Source organism: Sphingobacterium sp. UBA3519, assembly GCF_002377215.1.
Lineage (GTDB): Bacteria > Bacteroidota > Bacteroidia > Sphingobacteriales > Sphingobacteriaceae > Sphingobacterium > Sphingobacterium multivorum.
Window position 1 is genome coordinate 158,497 of record NZ_DFPI01000033.1, and the last position, 22,894, is coordinate 181,390.

Consider the following 22,894-nt stretch of genomic DNA (forward strand, 5'->3'; position numbering starts at 1 on the left):
CCTCCCTTTTATTTTGCCCGTATGCTATATTACTACAATATACCACGAGGTATATGAATACCTTTTGCCCGTACAATGCTTTCCTGAACCATTGGGGTTTCTTTCTGCTTTTCCACTTGTTCCGGAGTATCTGCTTTTGTTTCCGGTGTAATGGATAGCTGTATTTTCCTCTCAACAGCAGCCAGTTCCGTTTTAAGTTCGCTCAATCGGCTTTCCTTAGCCCACGTACCGTTAACCACTTCCTGAAGTATGGGCAGGTCTTTTTGTATTTCAGAAATTTTCTCCTGCTCCTGCTTAATAAAGCCCGGCAGCTTTTCTAAAGCCCTCAAAAAATTCATTGCTGCGGTTTCAGGGTCTTTCGCCATTATGCCGTTGTTGTAGGTGTATTTGATGTTGCCCTCGCCCTGAACCAAAAAACGGTTTACCCTAATATCTGCTCCCTCTTTTTCAGAGATTTCAGTTTTAACCAACAGCGTAAAACCATACAAGCTGCCGATTTCTTCATATCGCCCTGCGGTACGAGCTTTATCCGCAATCTGGTTGAGTTTCGTACCGATTTGTTTCGGGTTTGCATTCGGCGGTAAGCCATCCAACAGCACCGGATTTGCGATTGTTCCGTCTGAATGCTTTTGTAGGCGTTGCTGCAAGTTTTCCCAGTCTGTACTCATCCGGTTCAAACGGGATTGGGTACTTTGCAACATTTCCGTATAATCCTGCACCTTAAATTTGGCACTGGATTTAGAACGGTTAAACGCCTGCTTTTCGCTTTCCAATCCGGCAATCTGCTTTTCAAGTTTGGCTTTATCCAACAGGTCTGTATTTCCTGATAGGATTGCCACATATTCCGAAAAGTTCATTCCCGATTTTTCGTCCATACTTCCCTCATCAATCGTTCTTTTGCTTAGGTTATTAGTCTTTAACTGGTCGATAAAAAGTTGCTTGTTATACAGCAGGTTGAACTTATAACTATCCAAAGATTTTTCAACGGCATAGATAATCACAGCAACTTTATTATCAGCGAAGAATTTGGCTATCTCGTTGCCTTTTCGGATAGCCCGCCCGTCCCTTTGTGCAAGGTCGCTCGGTCGCCACGGCGTATCTAAATGATGAACGGCAACGGCTCTTTTCTGTGCATTAACACCCGTTCCCAACATACTGGTAGAGCCGAACAGCACACGGATTTTACCCTCGTTCATTCCGTTGATGAGGTCTTTACGCTGCTTATCATTTTTGGCTTCCTGAATAAACCTTACTTCGTTTGTAGGTATGCCGTGGTCTTCCACGAGCTTGCGTTTTATTTCGGAGTACACATTCCATTCGCCTGGCTTGTAGGTTCCCAAATCAGAGAAAACGAACTGTGTTCCTTTTTGTGCATTAAACTGGTTGTAATACTTGGCAATATTTGCCGCACAATGCGAAGCCTTGTTGTCGGGATGGTCGTCATACATTCCGCTTACCATTCGCATATCAAGGGACATCTTACGGGCGTAGTCCGTAGCAATGAGCATCTTTGCTTTTTCTTCCCTTTGCGATAACGGTAATCTTCCGAGCAAAGTAGCATCGCCCGTTTTAGCAAACTGCATCAGGCTTTGGATAAAATCTTCTTGGTCGGGCGTTGGCGGTATATTGTACAATACCTCATTCTTTTCGGGGCGGTCAATACCAATATCCTTTGCCGTCCTGTAATCTGTGATTTCAGAATAGAACTGTGCCAGTTCCGGCACTTTGATGAAGTAGCGGAAACGCTCTTTAGCGACTATATTATTGGCTACCGAAAATTCATAATCGGTCGTTTTCCTTGCATAGATAGCTGCCCACGCATCAAAAGAATGAATGCCCTGTTTTTCCAATGCACGAGGGCGCAGGTATTTGAACAGCAGGTACAGTTCTGTTAAGGAATTGCTGATGGTTGTACCTGAAAGAAAGGTTGCACCCATATCCGCATTGGTTCGCTCCTGAATGGTGCGGATAGCAAAGAGCAGGTTAAGTGCCTTTTGGCTCCCGTCCACATTACCCAGTCCGGCTACCCTTGTATGACGGGTGTTGAACATCAGGTTTTTGAACTGGTGGCTTTCGTCCACAAACAAATGGTCTATACCCATCATTTTGAAGTCCACAATATCATCCTTGCGGTTTTCAATATCGTGTTGGAGTGTTTTCAGTTTTACTTCAAGATTTTCTTTCCTTTTGATTACACCCGCAAGCATCCCTCTTGTTACTTCCTTACCTTGCGATTGCAGGGCATCGAGGTTGCGCTCTACGCTGTCTAATTCTATTTCGAGGATTTCCTTTTGTATTTCGGGCGATTGCGGTATCATTCCGAACTGGTCGTGCGTGAGTATCACACAATCCCAATCGTTGTTTTTAATATCCCCGAAAATCCGGAGGCGTTTTTGAGGTGTAAAATCATCAATACCTGGATAAAGGATTTTAGCGTGTGGATAGGCTTTGCGGTAGTCTTCAGCAATGGCAGGTATATTCGCTTTCAGCCCAATTATCATTGGTTTATGGGCTAAGCCCAACCGCTTCATTTCCTGTGCTGCTGTACACATTATCAGCGTTTTTCCTGCACCTACTTCGTGGTCGCAGATAGCGCCGTTGTTCAGTTTTATCATCCAAACGGTGTCCTTTTGGCTTGAATACAGGTCTTCAATACCTGCTGCCTTTCGGTCTAATCCCGGAAAGTCCTGATGGCTGCCGTCATAGTTCGGGCGAACAAAACAGTTAAAGGTATCGTTGTATTGGTCGGTCAGCCTGTTTTTAAACTCATCGTTCTGTGCGTGTAGCCAGTCGGTAAAGGCGGTACGGATTTCATCAATCTTGGTGTTCGCCATTTGTATGGCTTCCATATCCCGTACCTTGACCTCTTGGTCGCCAACCATTACTTTTTTGGTAATATCCGGCGTGGTATTGACAAGGGCGTGTTTGAGCAGCGCAATACCATCAAATGTTCGGCTTTCTGCCTTGACTGCATATTTTTCCCAAATGTGCATATTGCCCTGATGACACTTTACGGAAAAGTCGTCGGAGCTTTCCGAATAATGAACCAGTACATCGGCATCAAACAAATGCGAAGCAAACCGGGCATAAATTCCCGTGGGTATCCACCGTTCACCGAGGTTAAAATCAAGTTCCTCAAATTCAATCCGTCTTGGTCGGGCTTCTTCTAAAGCGGTAAGGCTTTCTTTGGCTTCCTTATCATCAGGATTGTTTTCGAGATATGCTCGTACATCATTTGCTTTCTCAACAACATTGCCCGCTATCCACCGTTCAGCAATTTCATATTCCTGTTGTAGCGGATTGTAGAACAACCGCCCGTGCAAGGCTTCTTTCAGCGTATAGGCAGGCAGGCTGCTGATTTCGGACATAAAATCCAAATCCACGCTTCCGTATTTGTTCAGCGATGACGCTAAAGCCTCTTCGGGATTGTCGGTTGCTAATGTGGTAGTAGAAAAACTAACGGGGCGGCTGAATATATCTGCTTTGTGAATTACGCCCCCGATAATACGCTCCAGATACGGTATTTCCTTACCTGCGCTGTCTGTCTTTATGAGCTTGGCATTGTCGGCAGCATTCAGATTGCCGTATTTTTTAGTAAAGGCATCATAAAGGAGGTTCAGCGTTTCCCGTTCTTCCTTGTGTTCGGTTTGCCTTTCAGCTTCTTTTTGATAGAGGTTAATATAACTGTCCCTTACGGCAATATAGGCTTCGGCTCTTGCTTTTTGTAAAGTCGGTAATTGCAATGTATGAAAGGTTGCTGATGATTTTTCTTCGTTTCTTTCGACATCTTGCAGATAACCAACCCAACCATTATCCGCAACAAGGCAATCATTACGGTGGAATGATTGCAGTTCGCCACTATACGGGGTAGGTTCGGGAATGGCGTTATTAATGGCATTGGGAACGGCTGACTTATCAGTCTGGCCATTCCCGTTTATTTGTGAAAACAGGTCGCCAATTGCTTCCTGATTTTTGCTGTTTATCTTTGGAGTACCGTTAGCAGTACCGTTGGTTTTTGGCGGTATATAGGTTTGCTGCAATGCACCACTGAACAGATCGGTTTGGCGACCTATTGTATCTCTGCTTTTTCGGGTGCTTTGCTTTTTGCTTCGGGTAGTTCTTTTGGGTAACGCAATTACGGCAACAGGTTCGCCCGCACTTTCAAACAGGTCGAAAATGCTTAGTTGTTTCAATTCCTGCGGGCTTTCCTGACGGACTACCGGAGTTGGTTCGGGTTGTAGTTTTTGCCGAATGGTTACAGGCTCTATTACCGGAGGTATAACCTTTGGCTCAATCGGAATTTGTATAATAGGCTCATCGTTCCGTTTGCCTTTGTATAAACCCAAATTCAGATGCTTACCGAAATCTTCGGAAAGCATTTGTTTCAAATCTTTGGCAATCCCATCAACACCATTTTTATGCGTATAGATTAAGGCAGGCTGTCCGTATGGGTCAGTATCTAATTTGTAGTCTGTATGCACAATCCTTGCACTGTTTTGAAACAAGGCATTGCCTGGTGTATTGTATTCGGTTGGATTGCTTCGGCAAAACAGATCTTCCCTGTCGGTCAGATTTTCTTTTGCCGTATTTTTTTGCAGGATAATCAGGTCGCTTCCCACTTCCGTACCTGCATATTCTGTAAACAGGTTGTTAGGTAATCTTACAACCGATACCAAATTATTATCCTGCATTAACGCCCTGCGTATGGGTTCGTTTTTAGGGCTGTTCAATATGCCTTGTGAAGTGATATAAACTAACAAACCACCCTCACGGAGCATATCAGCACCTTTCAGAAAGAAGTAATTGTGTATGCTTCGGGCAGCCTGTATTTTTGCATTGTCCTTGCTTCGGGAATAAGAAAGGTCGAATACGGAAGTATCGCCAAAAGGAATGTTACTGGCTACTACATCATAGCTGTTTTGTTCCCTTTCGGGAATTTCCTCAAAACCGCTTACACGTACATTGCTTTCGGGATAGAGCTGCTTTAAAATCTTGCCTGTCAGCAAGTCCTTTTCATAGGCAGTAACATTGGCTTTTTGACTTTCCGAAAAGGATTGTATGAATGAGCCGATACCTGCGGAGGGTTCGAGGAATTTATCAATATGCAGACCGCTATCCCGCAAGGCTGATGAAATGGCATCTATGACCTCTGGCGGGGTATAAAAAGCCGTTAAAACAGAACTTTTCATACTATCCACATACCTGCGGTATTGCTTATCGTCTTCGGAATTTTCTTTGAGTAGTTGGTGGAGTTCCTGCGTAATCGGAAAGAGGTCGTGTTCCGTTTTTCTCCAATTATTGATGTCTATTTCATTTTCAAAGGGGTTCAGAACGAATTTAAGACCGCCAAATCCGCTGTATTGCATCATTAGCAGTCTTTCGCCTACGGTGGCTTGCCGTTTCTCCTTTTCCAGTTTAAAAACAATTCGCAGGGCATCAATATTCTGTTGGAGATGGAACCGCTTACTGAAGCCCATTTTCCTCAATCCATATTGCGATGGTTCCGGTCAGTTCGGTATAGAGTAAATCGAACTCAAACCCGTGGATGAAATCATCGGTTAATTCATATCCTGCAAATACAGGTTCGCAAACAGGAAACATTTTCAGGGCGAACGGTCGCAGTTCCTCATCTGCCATTATGGTATCAAACTCATTGCATACCACTTTAAAAACCGTGTCGAACTTGGAGAAGTGTAAGCCCTCAAACAATATGTAATTAGCTATTTCATTGCATTGCTCTAAGGCGTTTCCCGACCGGAACGCCCCCTCATAAGCGTTGGCAGCCCACGAAGACCGTTGGTCTATAAATTTTTGGTCGTGTACCTTTTCGGGGAAGCTGCTGTTTAATAATTCTTGCAGTCGTAATCTGAAATACGATAGGTCTTTTTGCTGTACGTCCATACTATATTTTGTTTAGAATTTTACTTAAATCCTAAAATTATAAGCGAAAGCAAATGCCTTTGTGAATGTTGCAGGGTTTGGCTTTGAGAGGCGGTATTTGGCGTAATGGACAATAAAAAACCTCTGAAAAATTCAGAGGTTCATTTTTATGGCTTGTTAAGGATTTGGAGCATCCTGCCGACTTCAATATCCATTCGAGAAAAGGCAAACCATTTTTTGCCCAGGTCTTTGAGCGATGCCCCTATATGGTAAAGCTCTGTATTGTCAATAATTAAAAAACGGTCGTGGGCATCGGAGAAAATCTCAATATCTATTACAGTATATTGGCTGTTGTAGCGTTGTAAATCCAACCGTAACTGGTGACTGATACTTTTGGTAAGGATAGTGGCAGTTACATTATCATTGCGCTTACCCAATAAAGTAAGCACCGTATCATCCACATAATTATCAAGCAGGATAATGGAACTTCCGGCACTACGGATAATATCAGAAACAAAAGCATAGGCATCAAAAACCTGTCCGTTGTAAAAGATACCTTTTTCGCTGTGCAGCTTGTCGCTTTCCAAAGCCTTAAAAATCTCTTCAAATTTTTGGTCGGCTTCCAGTTGTTTCAATTCAATATTATCTAGCCGATGAAACAAAGAAGCATTGCTAATGAGCATACGCCGCATTTCTACAAAGGCTTCCATTATTTGAACACTCATTCTTACCGCTATGTCCGAACGGAGTATGGCAGATGCCATTGCAACCCCCTGTTCGGTAAAAGCATAGGGTAAATAACGTCTGCCACCGTAATTTAAACTTGAGGTTCCAAATTGGAACCTCAAGTTTTCAACTTCCTTTTCAGTCAGTTGAAAGCAGAACGAAGCAGGAAAACGCTCGATATTCCGTTTTACGGCTTTGTTGAGGTTCTTTGTTTCCACCTGATACAAGGCAGCAAGGTCACTATCCAACATTACTTGTTTGCCCCGAATAGTATAAATCAGGTTCCTTATTTCTTTGGGTATAATAGACGATTTATTTTCCATTACGCTTATTGCTTTTGTTTTTTTCAAACTCAAAGGAGGTTTCTGCATTTTCTTTCAGCACGATATAAGCATCGAATTTCTTTCCGGCTTTGCTCGTCATTCCTTTGATTAAAGCCGTTTTACCCTTATTGATAAGGCTTACAATATTTTCGATACTGATTTGTACCCCGCAGACGGTACGGAACTGCACCCAATTACAAGCCTCATCAGAACATTTCACAATCTTGTCACGAATGATGAGTTGCTGACTTTTGCATTTCGGACAGGTCAATTTTGGCTGATTAGTATTTGCAATAGAAGTTTGCAGCAGTTCATCGGTAATAGATTTCGCATAGGTTTCCATTTCCTTTTGAAATGCTCCGGCATCCGCTTCGTTGTTTTCAATTTTCTGCAATGCCAGTTCCCATTCTGCGGTCATAGCTACATCTGCAATCTTGCGTTCTTTAACAAGCCCGTACACCTGCAATCCTTTTTCTGTAGGTATTAAAGAACGCTTATCCCTTTGGATATAATTACGGGTAAACAAGGTTTCGATAATGGCGGCTCTTGTAGCCGGAGTACCAATACCAATATTTTTCAGGGCTTTCCGTTCTTCCTCGTTTTCAATTTCTTTTCCGGCGGTTTCCATAGCCGATAGAAGCCCGGCTTCGGTATAAAGGACTGGTGGTTTGGTCTGCTTTTCCAAAACGGCAGCTTCTTTTATTTTGAGTTCATCGCCTTTAGTCAGTTCGGGTAGTTCCTGCACTGGCTCTTCGCCATCATCGGTAAAACTTCCTTTGATGGAACGCCAACCTGCTTCCTGAATTTTACAACCTTTTGCCGTAAAATCGTAGTGCAACACCTGCAATGATACATCGGTTATCTCTTTGACACAGGCTTGTGATATGGCTTCGAGCAGGCGAAGTGCAATCATATTGTAAATCTTATCTTCATCTGCATTCAGTACAGACGGCACTTTGTCGGTAATCAATAAACCGTGATGGTCCGTTACACGGAGGTCATTCACGATACGTTTATTGAACCGTCCCCATTTGATTTTGGTAAGGGCTTGTTTGCAATCTTCACGGTTCTGCAATGCCCGCACAAGGTTGGGAATTTCTGCCCACATATCTTCGGGTATGTATTTGCTTCCGGTACGGGGATAAGTAATAAACTTCTTTTCGTACAGGCTTTGCGCAATATTGAGCGTTGCTTCAGCAGATAATTTCAGCCTTTTGTTGGCTTCTTTTTGCAAGCCCGTCAAATCAAAAAGCAAGGGCGGTTGTTCTGTAACGCTTTTGGTTTCTACCGATGTAACGGTTGCAATTTCATTGCGCTGAATGGCTTTCAGCGTATCATCAGCAAGATGCTTTTCATCCCACTTGGTAACGGAAATACTTTTGAAATCAACCTGTGCTTTGTGATGTAGCAATTGTATCTGCCAATATTTCTTTACAGAGAAATTTTTGTTTTCGAGATAGCGTTTGCATATCAAAGCCAACGTCGGAGTTTGCACTCTTCCGAGCGAGTAAATACCATTGCCTGCGGCAATGCTCAACGCCTGTGTAGCGTTGATGCCTACAAGCCAATCGGCACGGCTTCTGCCTTGTGCAGCCTGATATAACCCGTCAAATTCTTTTCCGTTTTTAAGGTTGTCAAAGCCCTGCCTAATTGCCTTTTCTGTAAGCGAACTAATCCAAAGGCGTTCAAACGGCTTGTTGCATTTCAGGTATTCATAAATGTACCTAAAAATGAGTTCGCCCTCACGACCTGCATCTGTCGCCACGATAATGCTATCGCTTTTATTGAACAATTCTTTGATTACTTTCAGTTGCTTTAATGCGCCAGCATCGGCAGTATAGCCTTTATCTTTTTTGACTTTGCGAACGGTCAATAAAAACGGGTTAGGCAATATAGGCAAAGCGGCTTTGTCAAATCCCGTAATCCCATAATCTTCGGGCATTCCCAGTCCTATTAAATGACCGAATGCCCACGTAACAAAATAGCCGTTACCTGTCAGGTAGCCGTCCTTTTTTTCAGATGCTCCCAACAAGCCGGCTATCTCCCTTGCTACGCTTGGTTTTTCTGCTATAATTGTTTTCATACTGTATTACATTTTTCTGCCTTTGGATTTTGCAGGAGTTTCGGGTTTTTCTTGTTGTTCCTGCTGCTTTTCATTTTTCGGTCTTTGTTGCCCGGACTTCAAAGGCTCTTTGATGTTCTTGGTTGCTTCATTGGTCTTACCCTCTGAATTAACGGCAGTCTGTGTTTTATGGGTTTCGGCAGTTTCTACCCGTGCTTTATACTGACCGGGAAATTCAAAGTTGGTCTTTCCGGTATCTTTGTCGAAAGTGATATAACCCTTGTAGGGTTGGTCTTTTTTATCTTTCAATTCCACATATATGGTTTGCCCGGCTTTGAATTTGTTGTACTGCTCATCGTCCAGTTCTTTGCCCCTGAAAGTTTTCGGAGCTTCCTGCGGTTGGCTTTGCTGATTATTCTGCTGATTGCCCTGTTGATTGGTTTGTTGGTTGGTTTGCGCCTGCTGATGGTTATTGCTTCTGTCAAACAGGAACTCTACATATCGTTTGTCCGCATTAAACTGTACCATTGCAGAAAACTCTGTTCCTTTGGTAGAAATCATACCTTGCAGATAAAGCGGTTTGCCTTCCATTAAGGTTTGCTTTTGCTCGTCATTCAGTTTCACACCTTTTAACTCATCAGGTATTTTTATGAAATCAGTTCGCAATGCCACTACATCATTGGTAAGCCTGTCAATGCTGATAATAGACGGCATCAGTTCGCCCGTTTTAGAATTTACCAAATTGACTACACGCCCCATATTGCCCGTTTCAAGCAGGTTTTTCTTGTCTTCGTCCGTAAACTTGTGACCGAAAAACTCAAAATGGAGGTTAGGCTCTTTTTTGATACCGTGTATTGCCACGATAACATTACCGTCTTCCGCTTGCTGTAAAGACAAGCGGGCATCCGTGCGCAGAATAGAACCGCCGAGGTTAATGCCTATCGGTAAGAGTTCATTGGTTTTGTAACCTCTTAATAGAGGGTCAAGCAGGTTTCTTTTTTCAAGATACTCTTTGCTTAATCCGAGGTTTTTCATTGTGTCCCAATCAATCTGCTCCGGCTTGTAGCGATATTCACTCGTTTCCGTTGTTGTTTGTGCTGTTGCCATATTATTTTGATTTTCTTGTTTTTTGTCCTGTTGCGGTTCTGCCTTTACTTCGAGTTCTTTCAGCACTTTCTCGCCATCGGGAGTGGGCTTATCTACGTGCTTTTGTAATTCCTGTGCTTTTTCAGCAGCAATAGGGGCGGGTACTTTGAAGAAAGTAAAGTTTGTAGGGTTCTTTAACTGGCTGAAAAAATTGGAAAAGAAGTTGGAAAAGAAATCGCCGCTTTTGTCCACACGCATAAACTGGTTTTGGTTTTTCTTCGTGGGTTCGACGGTTTCCATTTTCCCGTTTTCGTCGATACTCTTCACTGCCTGGATTTTCATTTTTTCTTTATCCAGTACGAGTAATATGTCCGAAAGCTGTTCGGGCATTTCCTGTTTATTAGTTGTTTCTTCACTCATATTCTGAAAATTTTAAAAGTTCGCTGTCGAATGTAAAGGAAGCCTGCACCGTATTGCACTATGTGGCACTCAAAGGCAGTGTTTGTCACTTATTGGCATCCAGTTTGGGCAAAGGCGGGTTAAAACTTTCCCTGATGAACTGATGCACATCGGATAGTTTGTAATACAATTTTCCGCTGATGGTATAGTAAGGCAGCTTACCGATGGAGCGATACCGTTGCAGGGAACGGTTGCTGATTTTCAGCATTTGTAATAAATCCTGATTATCCAGTAATTCTTCTCCGTCTATGCTATTGCGCTTCTTTTGTAAATCGTCTATGTGGTTGCCGAGAATGTCAAGCCTATCCATTATGCGTTCCATCCACGCCACAAATTCCATTTTGTCGATATTCATACCCAAAACTTTTACTTATTACCTGATTTTAGCTTTCTGCCTTGTTTAATGTAGCTTTTGCCTTTCGCCATAAGCTGCTCCACATACTCATCGGTAGTTTGTACGGCATTGGCGTTAAGCATTTCCTTGATAGCACCAATCGTATAGTAATACTGCCCGTACATTTTTGAAAAGGCTATCTGCCCGTTGGTGCGCATACGCCACAATGTTTTTTCGCTGATGTGGAGGTACTGGCAGACTTCGTGATTGTTGAGCCACAAACTATCATAGCTTGTATCTTCCAGTTTCAGGATATATTCGCTAATGGCTTTCAACCGTTCGTTAAGGTGCTGCCACACTTCTTCGTCAACTGTTATTATATTCATTGCGCTGTCGTTTAATGTTCACAGGGCAAAATTCAGAATTGTGGCAGTGTTTGTCCGCCAATGCTTGCCAATTGAAAAAGCGGTTTTTTGAAAATTTTACAATTTGCCGGAAAGCCTTATTAAATAAGCGTTTCGGCAGATTTTCCGATTTTGGGATAAGGAAATATGCCCGTTCGCCAATTGCCATATATTGGCGAACGCAGGCACAAAAAAAAGCAATACGGAATGCGTATTGCTTTCAAAGCCTTTATTGATGGAGTGTTTATAAGTCTTTATCCATATATTCTTCCAGTGCTTGTTTCAACTGGTCTAAAAACAAGGTGCGAGAGCCTGCACGGGTTTTCATACGGTGGAATGCGTGATGCACATCGGTCAGTGGTATTCGGAACAACACTTGTGAAATAGCAGTGAGCTTCCGGATGCCTAACTTACCTCCTGAAATAGCACCTGATGCGTAGAGGGCATACGTTAGCTCAATCAGAGCATTCTTGCTGTCCGTCCAGGATAGCTCTTTAATTTCGCTGGCGCTACTGAAAAATGTATCGGAATTTTCTTCGGGGCTGATTTTGGTTAAGAGGTAGGCGTATAAGAGGTCGTTGGCGAGGATGCGGGCTACTTTGTAATCGTAATAGGTAGAGAATTGCGGGTCGATTTCAAATACGTAACTATTAAGCCCATCGAGGTAGTTTATCTGCCCACGCTTAAAATATTCGTGGTCTTTATCCACCCTGCCCGAACGGTAGTAGCGATAAAAATGGGAGTTGCAGATGTGTTCCCTAAACTCAATCTTTAGCTCCGTTAAATGGTTCGAGAAATAGTTATGATATATTTTCCCGTTATTGACCGGGCACGAGGTTTCTATCCGGTAGAGCTTGTTATAATAGATGAGTTTGCCCAGGATTTGGGGCTTAATCATTTTAAAGAACTCAATCTCTTTTGCATCGTTCTCAAATTCCGAACTTAGCACACATTCTTTTGCCGAAACCAATAGCTCCTGAAGAAAGACCGTCATTTGAAAAGCCTCTTCAATTAGCCCCGAGCACGTAATTGACAGTTTCCGTTCCTGCTCCTGAATTTCGGTAACAATAGTTCCTAATAACTTTCTCATAGTAGGGAGGATTACGTTATCAATATCAGAGTACCTTAGCAAATGTTATTAATAAACAGCACTTTAACCGCCAATATTCCCCTACAATGGGGAATATTTTAGCTATTTTCCCCTATGAAAACCGTCGTTTGCATCACTTAGTCACTCATAATCAATAAATACTTAATTTTTAATCTTAAATTTGTGGTTGCGTATTGATGCAACAAAATGAATTGTGATTTAGCGAAATATGAGTACATTATTTATCAAAAATATGGTCTGCAACCGTTGTATTCTCGTAGTTCAGAACGAACTCGACAAACTCGGCATAGAGGCTACCAATATAAAACTGGGCGAAATAATCCTTAAAAAAGATTTAACCACAGCAGAGCGTGAGGCATTGGAAAACGTTTTAGACCCTTTGGGTTTTCAGGTCATCGACGACAAGAAGAGCCGGATGATTGAGAAAATAAAGAACGTTATCATTGACCTGGTGCACCATCAGGACAACGATGCGAAAACCAATCTTTCGGATGTGTTGAGCGATGCGCTGCACCACGATTACAACTACCTTAGCAACCTGTTTTCCGATATTGAGGGTACGACCATTGAGAAGTACTTTATCGCACAGAAAGTAGAAAAGATAAAAGAACTGTTGGTGTACGATGAGCTGTCGTTAAGCGAGATTGCCGACCGTATGAATTATTCGAGCGTGGCATATTTGAGCAACCAGTTCAAGAAAGTAACAGGGCTTACACCGAGCCATTTCAAGCAGATAAGGGAAGACAAGCGCAAGCCACTGGATAAGGTTTAAGTAAATCTTACAAATCAAACCCAGAATTTCACAATAGAACTCCTCTTTATTGTTGCCACCTTTGCATTATGAAAATAAAGCAATCGAGATATGGCAACCAATAAAGAAACAATTTACATTCCTTTAGAGGATGTAGAAAGCGAGCACTGTGCATTAATCGTCGAAAAAGGACTGGCACAGGTAAAAGGCGTAGAAACCCACAAAGTAGAGCTAAATAACCGCAGGGCGGCTATTACCGTTAATGATAACGAGGTAGTAGGCGAAGCTGTAAAAGCAATTAAAGATTTAGGCTACGGCGTTCCCACTGTTAAAAAGACTTATCCCGTTTTAGGTATGACCTGTGCATCTTGTGCAGGCAGTGCCGAGAGTATGGCAAAATATACGCCGGGCGTAGTAAGTGCCGAAGTGAATTACGGTACGGGAAACCTCAACGTTGAATTCCTGCCGAATATAACCAATTCCGAGCAAATCAGGAAAGCGGTACAGGACGGCGGTTATGACCTATTGCTCGAAGACGAGAGCAAGCAACAGGAAACTTTAGAAGCTATCCACGCCGAAAAATTCAGAAAACTTAAAAACAAAACCATTTGGGCAGTAATCCTATCGCTACCGGTGGTCATTATCGGTATGTTCTTTATGGATATGCCTTACGGTAATGAAATAATGTGGGCATTCGCCACTCCGGTAGTTTTATGGTTAGGTAAAGACTTCTTTATCAATGCGTGGAAGCAGGCGAAACACCGTTCTGCCAATATGGACACACTTGTCGCATTGAGTACAGGTATCGCCTATATATTCAGCGTATTCAATATGCTGTTTATGGACTTTTGGCATCAAAGAGGTTTACACGCACACGTGTACTTTGAAGCCGCAGCCGTAATCGTTGCCTTTATTTTATTGGGCAAGCTATTGGAAGAAAAAGCCAAAGGCAATACCTCATCAGCCATTAAAAAGCTGATGGGCTTGCAACCGAAAACGGTTATCGTAATAGAAGCAGACGGCACGGAAAGACAAAAAGCCATCGAAGATGTAAACGCAGGCGATATTATTTTGGTTAAGCCGGGCGAAAAAATTGCGGTGGATGGTACAGTTGTATCGGGCAATTCGTATGTAGATGAAAGTATGCTAAGCGGCGAACCTGTTCCGGTACTGAAAAAGGAAAACGAAAAGGTATTTGCCGGAACCATCAACCAAAAAGGTAGCTTCCAGTTCAAGGCGGTAAAAGTGGGTAAAGAAACAATGCTTGCCCAAATCATCAAAATGGTGCAGGATGCACAGGGAAGTAAAGCACCCGTACAAAAACTGGTGGATAAAATCGCAGGTATTTTCGTTCCGGTAGTAATCGGTATTGCTATCCTGACATTTATTCTTTGGTTCTTCTTAGGAGGCGAGAATGGTGTTGTACAAGGTCTTTTAGCAGCCGTTACTGTATTGGTTATTGCTTGTCCTTGTGCTTTAGGCTTGGCTACTCCTACCGCTATTATGGTGGGCGTTGGTAAGGGTGCAGAAAACGGCATCCTGATTAAAGATGCGGAAAGTTTGGAATTAGCGAAGAAAGTAAACGCTATCGTGCTGGATAAAACAGGTACGATTACCGAGGGAAGACCACAGGTTACAGGCATCCAATGGCTGAACAATGACGATGCGACGAAAGATGTTTTATTGAGCATTGAAAAGCAATCGGAGCACCCATTAGCGGAAGCCGTTGTGAAAAATTTGGAGGGCGTTTCTACAACTTTATTATCAAACTTCGACAGTATAACAGGTAAAGGCGCAAAAGCCGATTACAACAGCGACACTTACTATGTAGGTAATAAAAAACTGTTAGCCGAAAACAACATTACCATTGCCGACCAACTGCAAAAGCAGGCGGACGAATGGGGCACACAGTCTAAAACCGTTATATGGTTTGCAAACAGTAAACAAGCTCTTTCTGTAATCGCTATTTCCGACAAAATTAAAGAGACATCGGTACAGGCTATCAAAGAAATGCAGGATGCGGATATCGAACTGTATATGTTGACGGGAGATAATGAGGCTACCGCCAAAGCTATCGCCGAGCAAACTGGTATCAAGCATTACAAAGCCGAAGTTTTGCCACAGCACAAAGCTGATTTTGTGAAAGAACTGCAACAGCAAGGCAAAGTAGTAGCAATGGTTGGCGACGGTATCAATGACAGTACAGCACTGGCAACTGCCGATGTAAGTATCGCAATGGGTAAAGGTTCGGATATCGCAATGGACGTGGCGAAGATGACCATTATTTCATCAGACCTTACCAAAATACCTCAAGCCATAAGACTATCAAAACAAACCGTATCAACCATTAAGCAGAACCTGTTTTGGGCATTTATCTATAACCTTATAGGTATTCCGATTGCAGCAGGTATTCTTTACCCAATCAATGGTTTCTTACTAAACCCAATGATTGCCGGAGCCGCAATGGCGTTGAGTAGTGTAAGTGTGGTAAGTAACAGTTTACGTTTGAAATGGAAGAAGTAAACCGATAAATCACACAAAGAATATTAAAATAGATAGAAACGTTTTGCTGCTGATATTTGCAGCAGTGAAACAATAATCACAAGTAAATATGGGACAAGACCACGGACACAGCCACTCGCATACTGCGAATAAAAAGACCCTGACCATTAGCTTGGTAATCATCACTACATATATGGTAGTGGAGGTAGTGGGAGGTTTTCTGACAAACAGCCTTGCCTTATTAGCCGATGCCGGACATATGTTGAGTGATGCAATATCGCTTTTCATTGCGCTGATGGCCTTTAAGTTCAGCAGTAAAATAGCCGATTACAGTAAGACCTACGGCTATAAGCGCTTTGAAATACTTGCAGCAGTTATCAACGGTGCAACACTTATCCTGATTTCAGTTTATATCATTTACGAGGCGATAGAACGCTTTCAGAGCCCACCGGAAATTCAATCAGGAGGTATGCTCATTGTAGCAATTGTAGGCTTATTGGTTAATGTGCTTGTAGCCTGGATAATGATGCGTGGTGCTGACGTAAAGGAAAACCTCAATATGCGTGGAGCCTACCTGCACGTCATCAGTGATATGCTCGGTTCGGTTGGTGCAATTATCGCAGCGTTGCTCATTATGTTTTTCGGTTGGGGGTGGGCAGACCCGTTGGCAAGCGTTATTGTTTCGATACTGGTATTGAGAAGTGGGTATTTAGTTACTAAATCATCGGTACACGTATTGATGGAAGGCACACCCGAAAATGTTGAAGTGGATAAGGTCAATGAAAAAATCCTTAAAACCGATGGTATTAAAAGTATTCACGACCTGCATATTTGGACAATTACAAGTGGATTGAATGCACTTACGTGCCACGCCGTTGTAAATGAAAAAATGACTATCGAAGAAAGTGAAATATTACTTCGTAAAGTAGAACACGAATTAGAGCATATGAATATCCATCACGTTACCATCCAGTTGGAAACACCAGCACATCTACACGATAATTCGGTGCTATGTATTGTAAAGGCTGAACCGTCAGCACACGACCATCATAATCATTAATCTTACTGGAATAAAATCAAGTTTTTAATCTCTAAAAAATAAATAGAAATGAAAGTGAACAAATTATTGATAGGCGTATTTGCCTCCTTAGCGATTTTCTTAGCATCTTGCGGGGGCGATACCAAAACAGCAAAAGACGGACACGCACACACCGAGGGCGACGGGCACGACCACGCTACGGAACAGGTGGTTGAAAAACCCGCCGAAAAAATTACAGCAAAAGACAGGAACGAAAAAGGCGAGCTGATTGATGCCCACGGACATTTGATTACAGGCTGTCCCGGTCATAAAGAAATGATAGGTTCAGAGGGTGATATGTGTCCGAAATGTGAGTATATGACTATGATACCTATCACTTGGGATATTACCGGGGTTGATACCGTAAGGGTAACAACATTGTCTGATTACAATCCTCCTGCCGACAAACTGAAAAAATAATGTAGAACTTAGCTTTATTGCGTTTGCTAAAACGGCGGTTCCTTAATTGGGACTGTCGTTTTTTTTATTCTAATTCTTTACAGAAATAATATTAGGTAGGTTTTATTTATATAGCCTTATATTACGAAATATCAAATCAGTAAATCTTACAATTCAAACAAGGAATTTTACAAAGCATTTCTTTTGCAAGGGACTGATATTTGTTAGAAACAGTATAAAATCTATTTCTTAATTTTTTAAATTTTATATTATGATACAAACAAAATTTCAATCGTGTATCGAGGCTTGCCTGAAGTGCGTAGCTATCTGTAACCAATGTGCCATTGCTTGTTTAAATGAAGATGATGTTGCACACGTAAAGAAATGTATCCAGTTAGACCTGGAATGTGCAGCTATTTGCCAAGCGGCAGCAAACGTATTAAGTCTTGATGGTAAATTTAGCAAAGAGATTTGCAAACTATGTGCTGACATTTGCAACGCTTGTGCTGAAGAGTGTGAGAAACACGCTGCAATGGGTATGGAGCATTGTAAAGAATGTGCAGAAGCGTGCAGAGCTTGTGCAAAGGCTTGTGAGGAAATGGCAGCGTAATACTGGCATTTTTTTTTGTTTAAAATTTAGAGGGTTATTGCAGCCCTCTTTTTTGTGCCCTGTCCAATCAGTAAATATCACAAATCAAACAGGGAAAAGCGTAATGAGGAAGTGACCTTATGTACTGAAATTTGCACTATCAGATAACAAAATAAAATCTCAAATAGAAATGAAAAAGTTAGTGTTAGCATTGTCGGTAATCGCATTTACTGCCTGTAACAACAATCAGCAAAAAGACAAGACCACACAGGAGAGCAATCAGCCTGTAATAGAAGAAACAGTTGCCCCCGCAGAAACAGGGAACGAAAATGTAATTACCATTAGCGGCGGCGATGATATGAAATTCGACAAAACCGAACTGAAAGCCAAAGCAGGCGAAACCGTAAAGCTCATTTTAAAGCACATCGGAAAAGCACCGATTGAGGCAATGGGGCACAATGTTGTTATACTTGCCCAGGGCACAGACTTCAACACTTTTGCCAATGCTGCGATAGATGCTAAGGACAACGGCTACATACCTAAAGGAATGGAAAACGCCGTAATCGCAAAAACGGATATGATTGGCGGTGGGCAAACCACAGAAATTACCTTTACGGCTCCGGCAAAAGGCTCGTATGATTTCCTGTGCTCGTTTCCCGGTCATTACATCTATATGAAAGGTAAATTAATCGTGGAATAACACGGCGATTTCAAAATCAGTAAAAATCACAAATCTTACAGGGAATACCATAATAGTAACACCTCGTTTAATACGGAAATTTGTATCACAATAAAAAATAAGTTCAAATGAAAAATGTAGAATTAAGCATACCAGATATGCAAAGTGCACACTGCCAGTCGAGAGTAAACGGAGCAATCAAAGACATTGACGGCATTAAAGTAGAAAAACTGGAAGCAGGAAAATTATCTGTTTCAGTTGAAAACGACGAAGTGAAAGAAGAGTTGGTTGAGGCGATTGAAAAAGCAGGCTACAAAGTTGGCGGCGACGACAGCGGAAAGGCTTCAAGTTGTTCAACAGGATGCTGCGGATAAGTTTTGGACAGTCCCGGAGCAAGCACACCAGTACTTCTCCGGTATTTTTTACCAAAGCTACCCAGCGTATGAAACAGTTAAATCTCGTTCCATAAATAAAAAGCAATGTTACAGAAACAAAATTCAGGCGACTGTTCGGAGATAATGACGAAAGTTTGCAATGTAGCAGACCGGATTATACAGAACAGGTTGGACACAGGTAAATCTGCACCGTTTGCCGTACAGCTTACAAACGAATTGAAAGCAGATTATCACCAGTTGAACAATCTGTTCCTTGTTAAATATGATATGAGCCTTGAAATTATCTATATCAGGCGCATTATCGAAAAGGTAAAAGAGTTACTGGTGTACACCGAGCAATCGCTGTCACAAATCGCAAAGGCGTTAGGCTATCAAAAGCCGACGGAACTGTCCGAGCAATTAATGACCTATACGGGATTAACGTCTGCCCATTTTAAGCAGATACGAAAAAACAAGCTCGAAATCATCAGAAGACAACAGGAAAAGCAAAACGAACTATAATTATCAGAACAGCAAACTTTTAAATAGAAGTCTTTATGAAACCTCGCTTTGTGTACAGGAGCAGAGGTTTTCTTTTTATCAGCAATGCAAGACATTAAAAACCGAGGGATGAAGAAATACACGTGGCGAACACATAAAATTATAAAGGAAACCGAAGATACCATTACCCTATACTTTGACACGGAGCAGCAGGCGTTTACCTACCTGCCCGGTCAGTACCTCAACATCAGGCTTACCGTAAACGGCGAACTGCTCATACGTTCGTATTCGTTCAGTTCTGTGCCGTCTGACGAATTTCCCGCCATTACTATTAAAAGGGTTACAGGTGGAAAGATGAGCAATTACATCTTAAATAATGCAGACAACATCGAAGCCTGGGAAATAGAAGCCCCATTTGGCAGCTTTGTTTTAGAAAAACCGATAGCCGAGCAATCCCAAATTGTTTTACTGGCAGGCGGTAGCGGTATTTCCCCGTTATACGCAATGCTGAAAAGCGTTGAAAACAGCAATCGGATACCCTTACTGGTGTACAGCAATAAAACACCGGAAGAAACCATATTTTGGAATGAACTGGAAGCGATGCAGGCAGCGCAAGAATTGAATATTTGTTATTCCTTTACTGCACCTGATTTTATTTCCACCAAACTCAACCACGTTGCAGGCAGGTTCAATCTGCTTGTTTTACGTTCGGTCATTAAAAGACTGGTTGGCGATGTTGCTGCAGCCCATTATTACATCTGCGGACCCAACGGGCTGATGGATTTGTACCAGGATGCCTTAACGGGCTTGTACATTCCCGAAGACCATATCCATTTGGAATACTTCGACCCGGTTCCGGGGAATGCGGGCGATTTGGAAACGGACGGTACTGTTAAAGATGTGATTGTAAACTATTACGAGGACTACTACGAGAACGAGGAAAAGCAAACGTATGAATGCACATCGCTCATTGAGGTACAGCCGAAGCAGTCGCTTCTGGATGCGATGAAAGAGCACCATATCAAAGTGGCGAGTTCCTGTAAGAATGGAACCTGCGGGGCTTGTTGGGCAGTAAAAACCGATGGCGAAGTTCGGATGCTCCATAACGGGGCACTGACAGAACAGGATATCGCAGAGGGAATAATTTTGCTTTGCCAAAGCTACCCGATGAATGCCGATGTTTGTGTGACGGTGCAGTAAATACCGGGTATAGAAAAAAGGCAAAATATCAGTTTCAGCTATTATTTTGCACTTTGTTTTTTTAGAAATCCATTACCGCATCAAGACCCCTTTTCAACCCTTTGAACGTGCTTACTTTTTCGATGGCAAGGATTGCGCCCTTTACATAAGGTTCGGCACTGTTTCCCGCATCGTGCCTTAAAATCAGCTTTTCGTCCGGCATTCCAAAGATGGCTTCAATACCCAACACGTGACCCGGAAGCCTTACAGCGTGCACCTGTACGCCCTCAATATCTGCACCCCTTGTTTCTTTGCTGCCAATGGTGTCCTTAACGGGAACCGTAATATTCGATTGCTGTATGCCCGACAAACGATGCGCCAGTTCCGCTACCGAGCCGCTCGGCGCATCCACTTTGTTTTGGCTTGCGTAGTCTATGAGTTCATAATTGGGAATATACTGCGCAGCAATAGAAGCGAACTTGAATAGCAGGACGGCTGTAATGGCAAAGTTGCCTGCGGCAAGTACTGAAGTGTTATTATCGTTGGCTGCCTTTTCTATTTCGGTATAATCTTCATTAGTAAGTCCCGAAGTACCCACCACAACTTTTTTTCCTTTATTTAAGGCTGACAGGATATTCTTTTTGGCAATATCTGGTTTGGTAAATTCGACAAGTACATCAAAATCCACTTGCTCCAGTGCCTCTTCTATGGTTCCGAACAATGGGATTTCATCATTTCCGAAATCCAGGATTTCGGCTAAATTCTCTTGTTTATTGAAGCGTGACAAGCCGCCTGCCAGTTGCATTCCTTTTTCGTTATAAACACCTTTTGCGATTGCCGAGCCTGCCCACCCGGTGGCTCCGGCTATAAACACTTTTATCATACTTTAAAATCTTAATCGTTTTTTAGTGCCAGTTTGCGGAGCATTGCCGTACTCATACTATCGGTATAAGCACCATAAGCCGTAACCAAAATTCCTTTTAAACCGTCTTTCGAGGCAATGCCATACACCGTAGCCTCATCGCTTGGGTTGCTTTCGCCCTCATAGCGATAGACCTGCTCAATCTCAAAATCATCAATGGTATATTTGTTATCGCCGCAGATTAAACAGTTCTCTTCGAGATTGAAATCCACGTTATACCCCTCGTTGCGTAGGTTCTGTATTGCTACCAAAACCGTAGCGTATTTGTACGTTACATTTGTCATAGTAATAGTATTTTAAATTGCTGCTTACCGCTCCCGACTGTCCTGTCAGAAATCTTCTTTCAGCAGGTCTTTGAGCTTCCGGTGCTGTATGCACAGTTCGGCATACATTGTTTTCAGCCTGCTGTTTTCTTCGTTTAAATTTACCAATTCTACAAGAATATCCATCCCTAAATCCTTGTATTTGTGTTTCAGTTCAAAAATGTTCGTGCCGTAAACGCCGTATTTCTCGAAAAGTTCCAGTCCGCTTTTACCTGCGTTGTAATCTTTCAGCACCTTTAAAACCTGATGTTCGTTGCTCTTTTTGTTCTTCATTTTTATACGGATGTTGTCTATTACAAAATTCCGTAAGATGGTCGGAAGTAGCTATGTACTTTTCCTTATTTAGTTTATGATATTTAATGTTACTGCACCGATTTTCATAAAATTTCACAAAACAAAGCCGGAATATCATAATAGTTTGTCGGGGGCAAATGCAGAATTTTGACCATTGAATAAAGGAACTTATACATTTTAGAAGATATGACACTATTAATAAAAGGAATGGTGTGCAATAGATGTACCTATGTTCTTGAACAGGAATTGACAGCTTTGGGTTTTGAGGTTTTGGATATAAAACTGGGGCAAGCCATCATAAAGGATACGACAGACTTTTCGCAGAAGTTGGGAGTAATCAAAACGATGCTGAAAGGCATCGGCTTGGAACTGATGTATGACAAAAACCAAAAGACAATAAACAGGATAAAAGAGTTGGTGGAGAAAGGTATCACGTTGCAACTGCAAAGCGGCACACCTACCAAATTCACAACCTTAATCAGTGGCAAGCTGCACAAGAACTACGATACATTGAGTGCCTTATTCTCTTCAGTGGAGGGAATTACACTCGAAAAGTACATCATTCGTCGGAAGATTGAAAAGGTAAAAGACCTTTTGGTACATACCGAAATGTCGCTGACCGAGATTGCCCACGTACTGGGGTACAGCAGTCAGGCATACCTTTCCAACCAGTTGAAAAAACACACGGGCTTTACATCAAGCTATTTCAAGCAGGTAAAGCAGGAACACGGGGAAGCCGTTACTATGCAGATGGACGAAGCGCAACCCCCGCATTAAGGGTTTTCCAATCCATCCCCCAAGCATTTTGCTATTTTTTTAATGCAGGCATCGGAGCTACTGAAACATCAGTAGCTCTGTTTGTTTCAGGCAGATACCACCAAATCAAAAAAGTAAATTTCACAACTTTTACCCGTCATT

General features: G+C 42.3%; 21 protein-coding genes. 10 read left to right on the plus strand and 11 right to left on the minus strand.

Translation table 11 applies throughout. From position 1 onward, the window contains the following. Positions 1 to 32: 32 nt before the first annotated feature. The 8 genes from B3297_RS21160 to B3297_RS21195 all read right to left on the minus strand — a co-directional run bounded on the left by B3297_RS21160 (position 33) and on the right by B3297_RS21195 (position 12,364). The gene (locus B3297_RS21160) at positions 33 to 5,477 is read right to left on the minus strand and encodes an N-6 DNA methylase (protein WP_213189190.1); all 5,445 of its coding nucleotides are present in this window, start codon (positions 5,475 to 5,477) and stop codon (positions 33 to 35) included. Further along, a complete protein-coding gene (locus tag B3297_RS21165; protein ID WP_066434609.1) occupies positions 5,464 to 5,901 on the minus strand; it encodes a DUF1896 domain-containing protein in 438 nt (145 codons plus the stop codon). Before B3297_RS21165 ends, B3297_RS21160 begins: the two co-directional genes overlap by 14 nt. Before the next feature lie 146 nt (positions 5,902 to 6,047). Continuing rightward, positions 6,048 to 6,929 (minus strand): ORF6N domain-containing protein, encoded by an 882-nt coding sequence (locus tag B3297_RS21170; protein ID WP_109568747.1) that lies wholly within the window; start codon positions 6,927 to 6,929, stop codon positions 6,048 to 6,050. Next, positions 6,919 to 9,012: a type IA DNA topoisomerase gene (locus B3297_RS21175; RefSeq protein WP_213189189.1), complete on the minus strand. Its 2,094-nt coding sequence runs from the start codon at positions 9,010 to 9,012 to the stop codon at positions 6,919 to 6,921. Before B3297_RS21175 ends, B3297_RS21170 begins: the two co-directional genes overlap by 11 nt. 6 nt (positions 9,013 to 9,018) lie before the next feature. Continuing rightward, the gene (locus tag B3297_RS21180) at positions 9,019 to 10,497 is read right to left on the minus strand and encodes a DUF3945 domain-containing protein (RefSeq protein ID WP_213189188.1); all 1,479 of its coding nucleotides are present in this window, start codon (positions 10,495 to 10,497) and stop codon (positions 9,019 to 9,021) included. Between the two features lie 85 nt (positions 10,498 to 10,582). Beyond that, positions 10,583 to 10,891: a helix-turn-helix domain-containing protein gene (locus B3297_RS21185; protein ID WP_002978404.1), complete on the minus strand. Its 309-nt coding sequence runs from the start codon at positions 10,889 to 10,891 to the stop codon at positions 10,583 to 10,585. An 11-nt stretch (positions 10,892 to 10,902) separates the two neighbouring features. Continuing rightward, on the minus strand, positions 10,903 to 11,256 hold the full coding sequence (locus B3297_RS21190) for a helix-turn-helix domain-containing protein (RefSeq protein WP_109568748.1): 354 nt from the start codon (positions 11,254 to 11,256) through the stop codon (positions 10,903 to 10,905). 262 nt (positions 11,257 to 11,518) lie between these two features. Then, entirely contained in the window at positions 11,519 to 12,364 is an 846-nt protein-coding gene (locus B3297_RS21195) for an RteC domain-containing protein (RefSeq protein WP_066436109.1), read from the minus strand. Between the two features lie 229 nt (positions 12,365 to 12,593). Between B3297_RS21195 and B3297_RS21200 the strand changes: the two genes are divergently transcribed. The 9 genes from B3297_RS21200 to B3297_RS21240 all read left to right on the plus strand — a co-directional run bounded on the left by B3297_RS21200 (position 12,594) and on the right by B3297_RS21240 (position 20,458). Then, complete coding sequence (locus B3297_RS21200; protein WP_066436106.1) at positions 12,594 to 13,157, plus strand: helix-turn-helix domain-containing protein; 564 nt, start codon at positions 12,594 to 12,596, stop codon at positions 13,155 to 13,157. Between the two features lie 90 nt (positions 13,158 to 13,247). Beyond that, on the plus strand, positions 13,248 to 15,659 hold the full coding sequence (locus B3297_RS21205) for a heavy metal translocating P-type ATPase (RefSeq protein WP_066436105.1): 2,412 nt from the start codon (positions 13,248 to 13,250) through the stop codon (positions 15,657 to 15,659). A gap of 88 nt (positions 15,660 to 15,747) precedes the next feature. Beyond that, positions 15,748 to 16,698, plus strand: a complete 951-nt coding sequence (locus B3297_RS21210; RefSeq protein WP_066436104.1) for a cation diffusion facilitator family transporter — start codon at positions 15,748 to 15,750, stop codon at positions 16,696 to 16,698. Between the two features lie 48 nt (positions 16,699 to 16,746). After that, positions 16,747 to 17,136, plus strand: coding sequence for a hypothetical protein (locus B3297_RS21215; RefSeq protein WP_066436101.1), 390 nt, complete (start codon positions 16,747 to 16,749; stop codon positions 17,134 to 17,136). Positions 17,137 to 17,386: 250 nt separating this feature from the next. Beyond that, the gene (locus tag B3297_RS21220) at positions 17,387 to 17,725 is read left to right on the plus strand and encodes a four-helix bundle copper-binding protein (protein ID WP_066436100.1); all 339 of its coding nucleotides are present in this window, start codon (positions 17,387 to 17,389) and stop codon (positions 17,723 to 17,725) included. Positions 17,726 to 17,894: 169 nt separating this feature from the next. Continuing rightward, positions 17,895 to 18,404, plus strand: a complete 510-nt coding sequence (locus tag B3297_RS21225) for a plastocyanin/azurin family copper-binding protein (RefSeq protein WP_066439840.1) — start codon at positions 17,895 to 17,897, stop codon at positions 18,402 to 18,404. Positions 18,405 to 18,511: 107 nt separating this feature from the next. Then, complete coding sequence (locus B3297_RS21230; protein ID WP_066439837.1) at positions 18,512 to 18,757, plus strand: heavy-metal-associated domain-containing protein; 246 nt, start codon at positions 18,512 to 18,514, stop codon at positions 18,755 to 18,757. Positions 18,758 to 18,862: 105 nt separating this feature from the next. After that, complete coding sequence (locus B3297_RS21235; protein ID WP_109568750.1) at positions 18,863 to 19,279, plus strand: helix-turn-helix domain-containing protein; 417 nt, start codon at positions 18,863 to 18,865, stop codon at positions 19,277 to 19,279. A 108-nt stretch (positions 19,280 to 19,387) separates the two neighbouring features. Continuing rightward, positions 19,388 to 20,458 (plus strand): flavin reductase family protein, encoded by a 1,071-nt coding sequence (locus tag B3297_RS21240; RefSeq protein WP_164467814.1) that lies wholly within the window; start codon positions 19,388 to 19,390, stop codon positions 20,456 to 20,458. A 61-nt stretch (positions 20,459 to 20,519) separates the two neighbouring features. Here B3297_RS21240 and dapB read toward each other — a convergent pair whose 3' ends face one another. From dapB to B3297_RS21255, 3 genes are read right to left on the minus strand one after another with little or no spacing between them, the layout of a single operon-like run. Further along, positions 20,520 to 21,320, minus strand: coding sequence for a 4-hydroxy-tetrahydrodipicolinate reductase (gene dapB, locus B3297_RS21245; RefSeq protein WP_066439833.1), 801 nt, complete (start codon positions 21,318 to 21,320; stop codon positions 20,520 to 20,522). A gap of 11 nt (positions 21,321 to 21,331) precedes the next feature. After that, the gene (locus tag B3297_RS21250) at positions 21,332 to 21,643 is read right to left on the minus strand and encodes a hypothetical protein (RefSeq protein ID WP_066439832.1); all 312 of its coding nucleotides are present in this window, start codon (positions 21,641 to 21,643) and stop codon (positions 21,332 to 21,334) included. Between the two features lie 45 nt (positions 21,644 to 21,688). Further along, the gene (locus tag B3297_RS21255; RefSeq protein ID WP_050377136.1) at positions 21,689 to 21,955 is read right to left on the minus strand and encodes a hypothetical protein; all 267 of its coding nucleotides are present in this window, start codon (positions 21,953 to 21,955) and stop codon (positions 21,689 to 21,691) included. A gap of 207 nt (positions 21,956 to 22,162) precedes the next feature. Between B3297_RS21255 and B3297_RS21260 the strand changes: the two genes are divergently transcribed. Beyond that, positions 22,163 to 22,753, plus strand: coding sequence for a helix-turn-helix domain-containing protein (locus tag B3297_RS21260; protein WP_066439830.1), 591 nt, complete (start codon positions 22,163 to 22,165; stop codon positions 22,751 to 22,753). Positions 22,754 to 22,894 lie beyond the last annotated feature (141 nt).

What these genes read in the sequence shown, in the direction of transcription:
- B3297_RS21260 (WP_066439830.1), top strand. Translation starts at nt 22,163, where the DNA reads ATGACACTATTAATAAAAGGAATGGTGTGCAATAGATGTACCTATGTT.
- B3297_RS21240 (WP_164467814.1), top strand. Translation starts at nt 19,388, where the DNA reads ATGAAGAAATACACGTGGCGAACACATAAAATTATAAAGGAAACCGAA.
- B3297_RS21170 (WP_109568747.1), bottom strand. Translation starts at nt 6,929, where the DNA reads ATGGAAAATAAATCGTCTATTATACCCAAAGAAATAAGGAACCTGATT.
- B3297_RS21160 (WP_213189190.1), bottom strand. Translation starts at nt 5,477, where the DNA reads ATGGGCTTCAGTAAGCGGTTCCATCTCCAACAGAATATTGATGCCCTG.
- B3297_RS21175 (WP_213189189.1), bottom strand. Translation starts at nt 9,012, where the DNA reads ATGAAAACAATTATAGCAGAAAAACCAAGCGTAGCAAGGGAGATAGCC.
- B3297_RS21250 (WP_066439832.1), bottom strand. Translation starts at nt 21,643, where the DNA reads ATGACAAATGTAACGTACAAATACGCTACGGTTTTGGTAGCAATACAG.
- dapB (WP_066439833.1), bottom strand. Translation starts at nt 21,320, where the DNA reads ATGATAAAAGTGTTTATAGCCGGAGCCACCGGGTGGGCAGGCTCGGCA.
- B3297_RS21195 (WP_066436109.1), bottom strand. Translation starts at nt 12,364, where the DNA reads ATGAGAAAGTTATTAGGAACTATTGTTACCGAAATTCAGGAGCAGGAA.
- B3297_RS21215 (WP_066436101.1), top strand. Translation starts at nt 16,747, where the DNA reads ATGAAAGTGAACAAATTATTGATAGGCGTATTTGCCTCCTTAGCGATT.
- B3297_RS21165 (WP_066434609.1), bottom strand. Translation starts at nt 5,901, where the DNA reads ATGGACGTACAGCAAAAAGACCTATCGTATTTCAGATTACGACTGCAA.
- B3297_RS21190 (WP_109568748.1), bottom strand. Translation starts at nt 11,256, where the DNA reads ATGAATATAATAACAGTTGACGAAGAAGTGTGGCAGCACCTTAACGAA.
- B3297_RS21255 (WP_050377136.1), bottom strand. Translation starts at nt 21,955, where the DNA reads ATGAAGAACAAAAAGAGCAACGAACATCAGGTTTTAAAGGTGCTGAAA.
- B3297_RS21180 (WP_213189188.1), bottom strand. Translation starts at nt 10,497, where the DNA reads ATGAGTGAAGAAACAACTAATAAACAGGAAATGCCCGAACAGCTTTCG.
- B3297_RS21235 (WP_109568750.1), top strand. Translation starts at nt 18,863, where the DNA reads ATGTTACAGAAACAAAATTCAGGCGACTGTTCGGAGATAATGACGAAA.
- B3297_RS21225 (WP_066439840.1), top strand. Translation starts at nt 17,895, where the DNA reads ATGAAAAAGTTAGTGTTAGCATTGTCGGTAATCGCATTTACTGCCTGT.
- B3297_RS21185 (WP_002978404.1), bottom strand. Translation starts at nt 10,891, where the DNA reads ATGAATATCGACAAAATGGAATTTGTGGCGTGGATGGAACGCATAATG.
- B3297_RS21210 (WP_066436104.1), top strand. Translation starts at nt 15,748, where the DNA reads ATGGGACAAGACCACGGACACAGCCACTCGCATACTGCGAATAAAAAG.
- B3297_RS21205 (WP_066436105.1), top strand. Translation starts at nt 13,248, where the DNA reads ATGGCAACCAATAAAGAAACAATTTACATTCCTTTAGAGGATGTAGAA.
- B3297_RS21230 (WP_066439837.1), top strand. Translation starts at nt 18,512, where the DNA reads ATGAAAAATGTAGAATTAAGCATACCAGATATGCAAAGTGCACACTGC.
- B3297_RS21220 (WP_066436100.1), top strand. Translation starts at nt 17,387, where the DNA reads ATGATACAAACAAAATTTCAATCGTGTATCGAGGCTTGCCTGAAGTGC.
- B3297_RS21200 (WP_066436106.1), top strand. Translation starts at nt 12,594, where the DNA reads ATGAGTACATTATTTATCAAAAATATGGTCTGCAACCGTTGTATTCTC.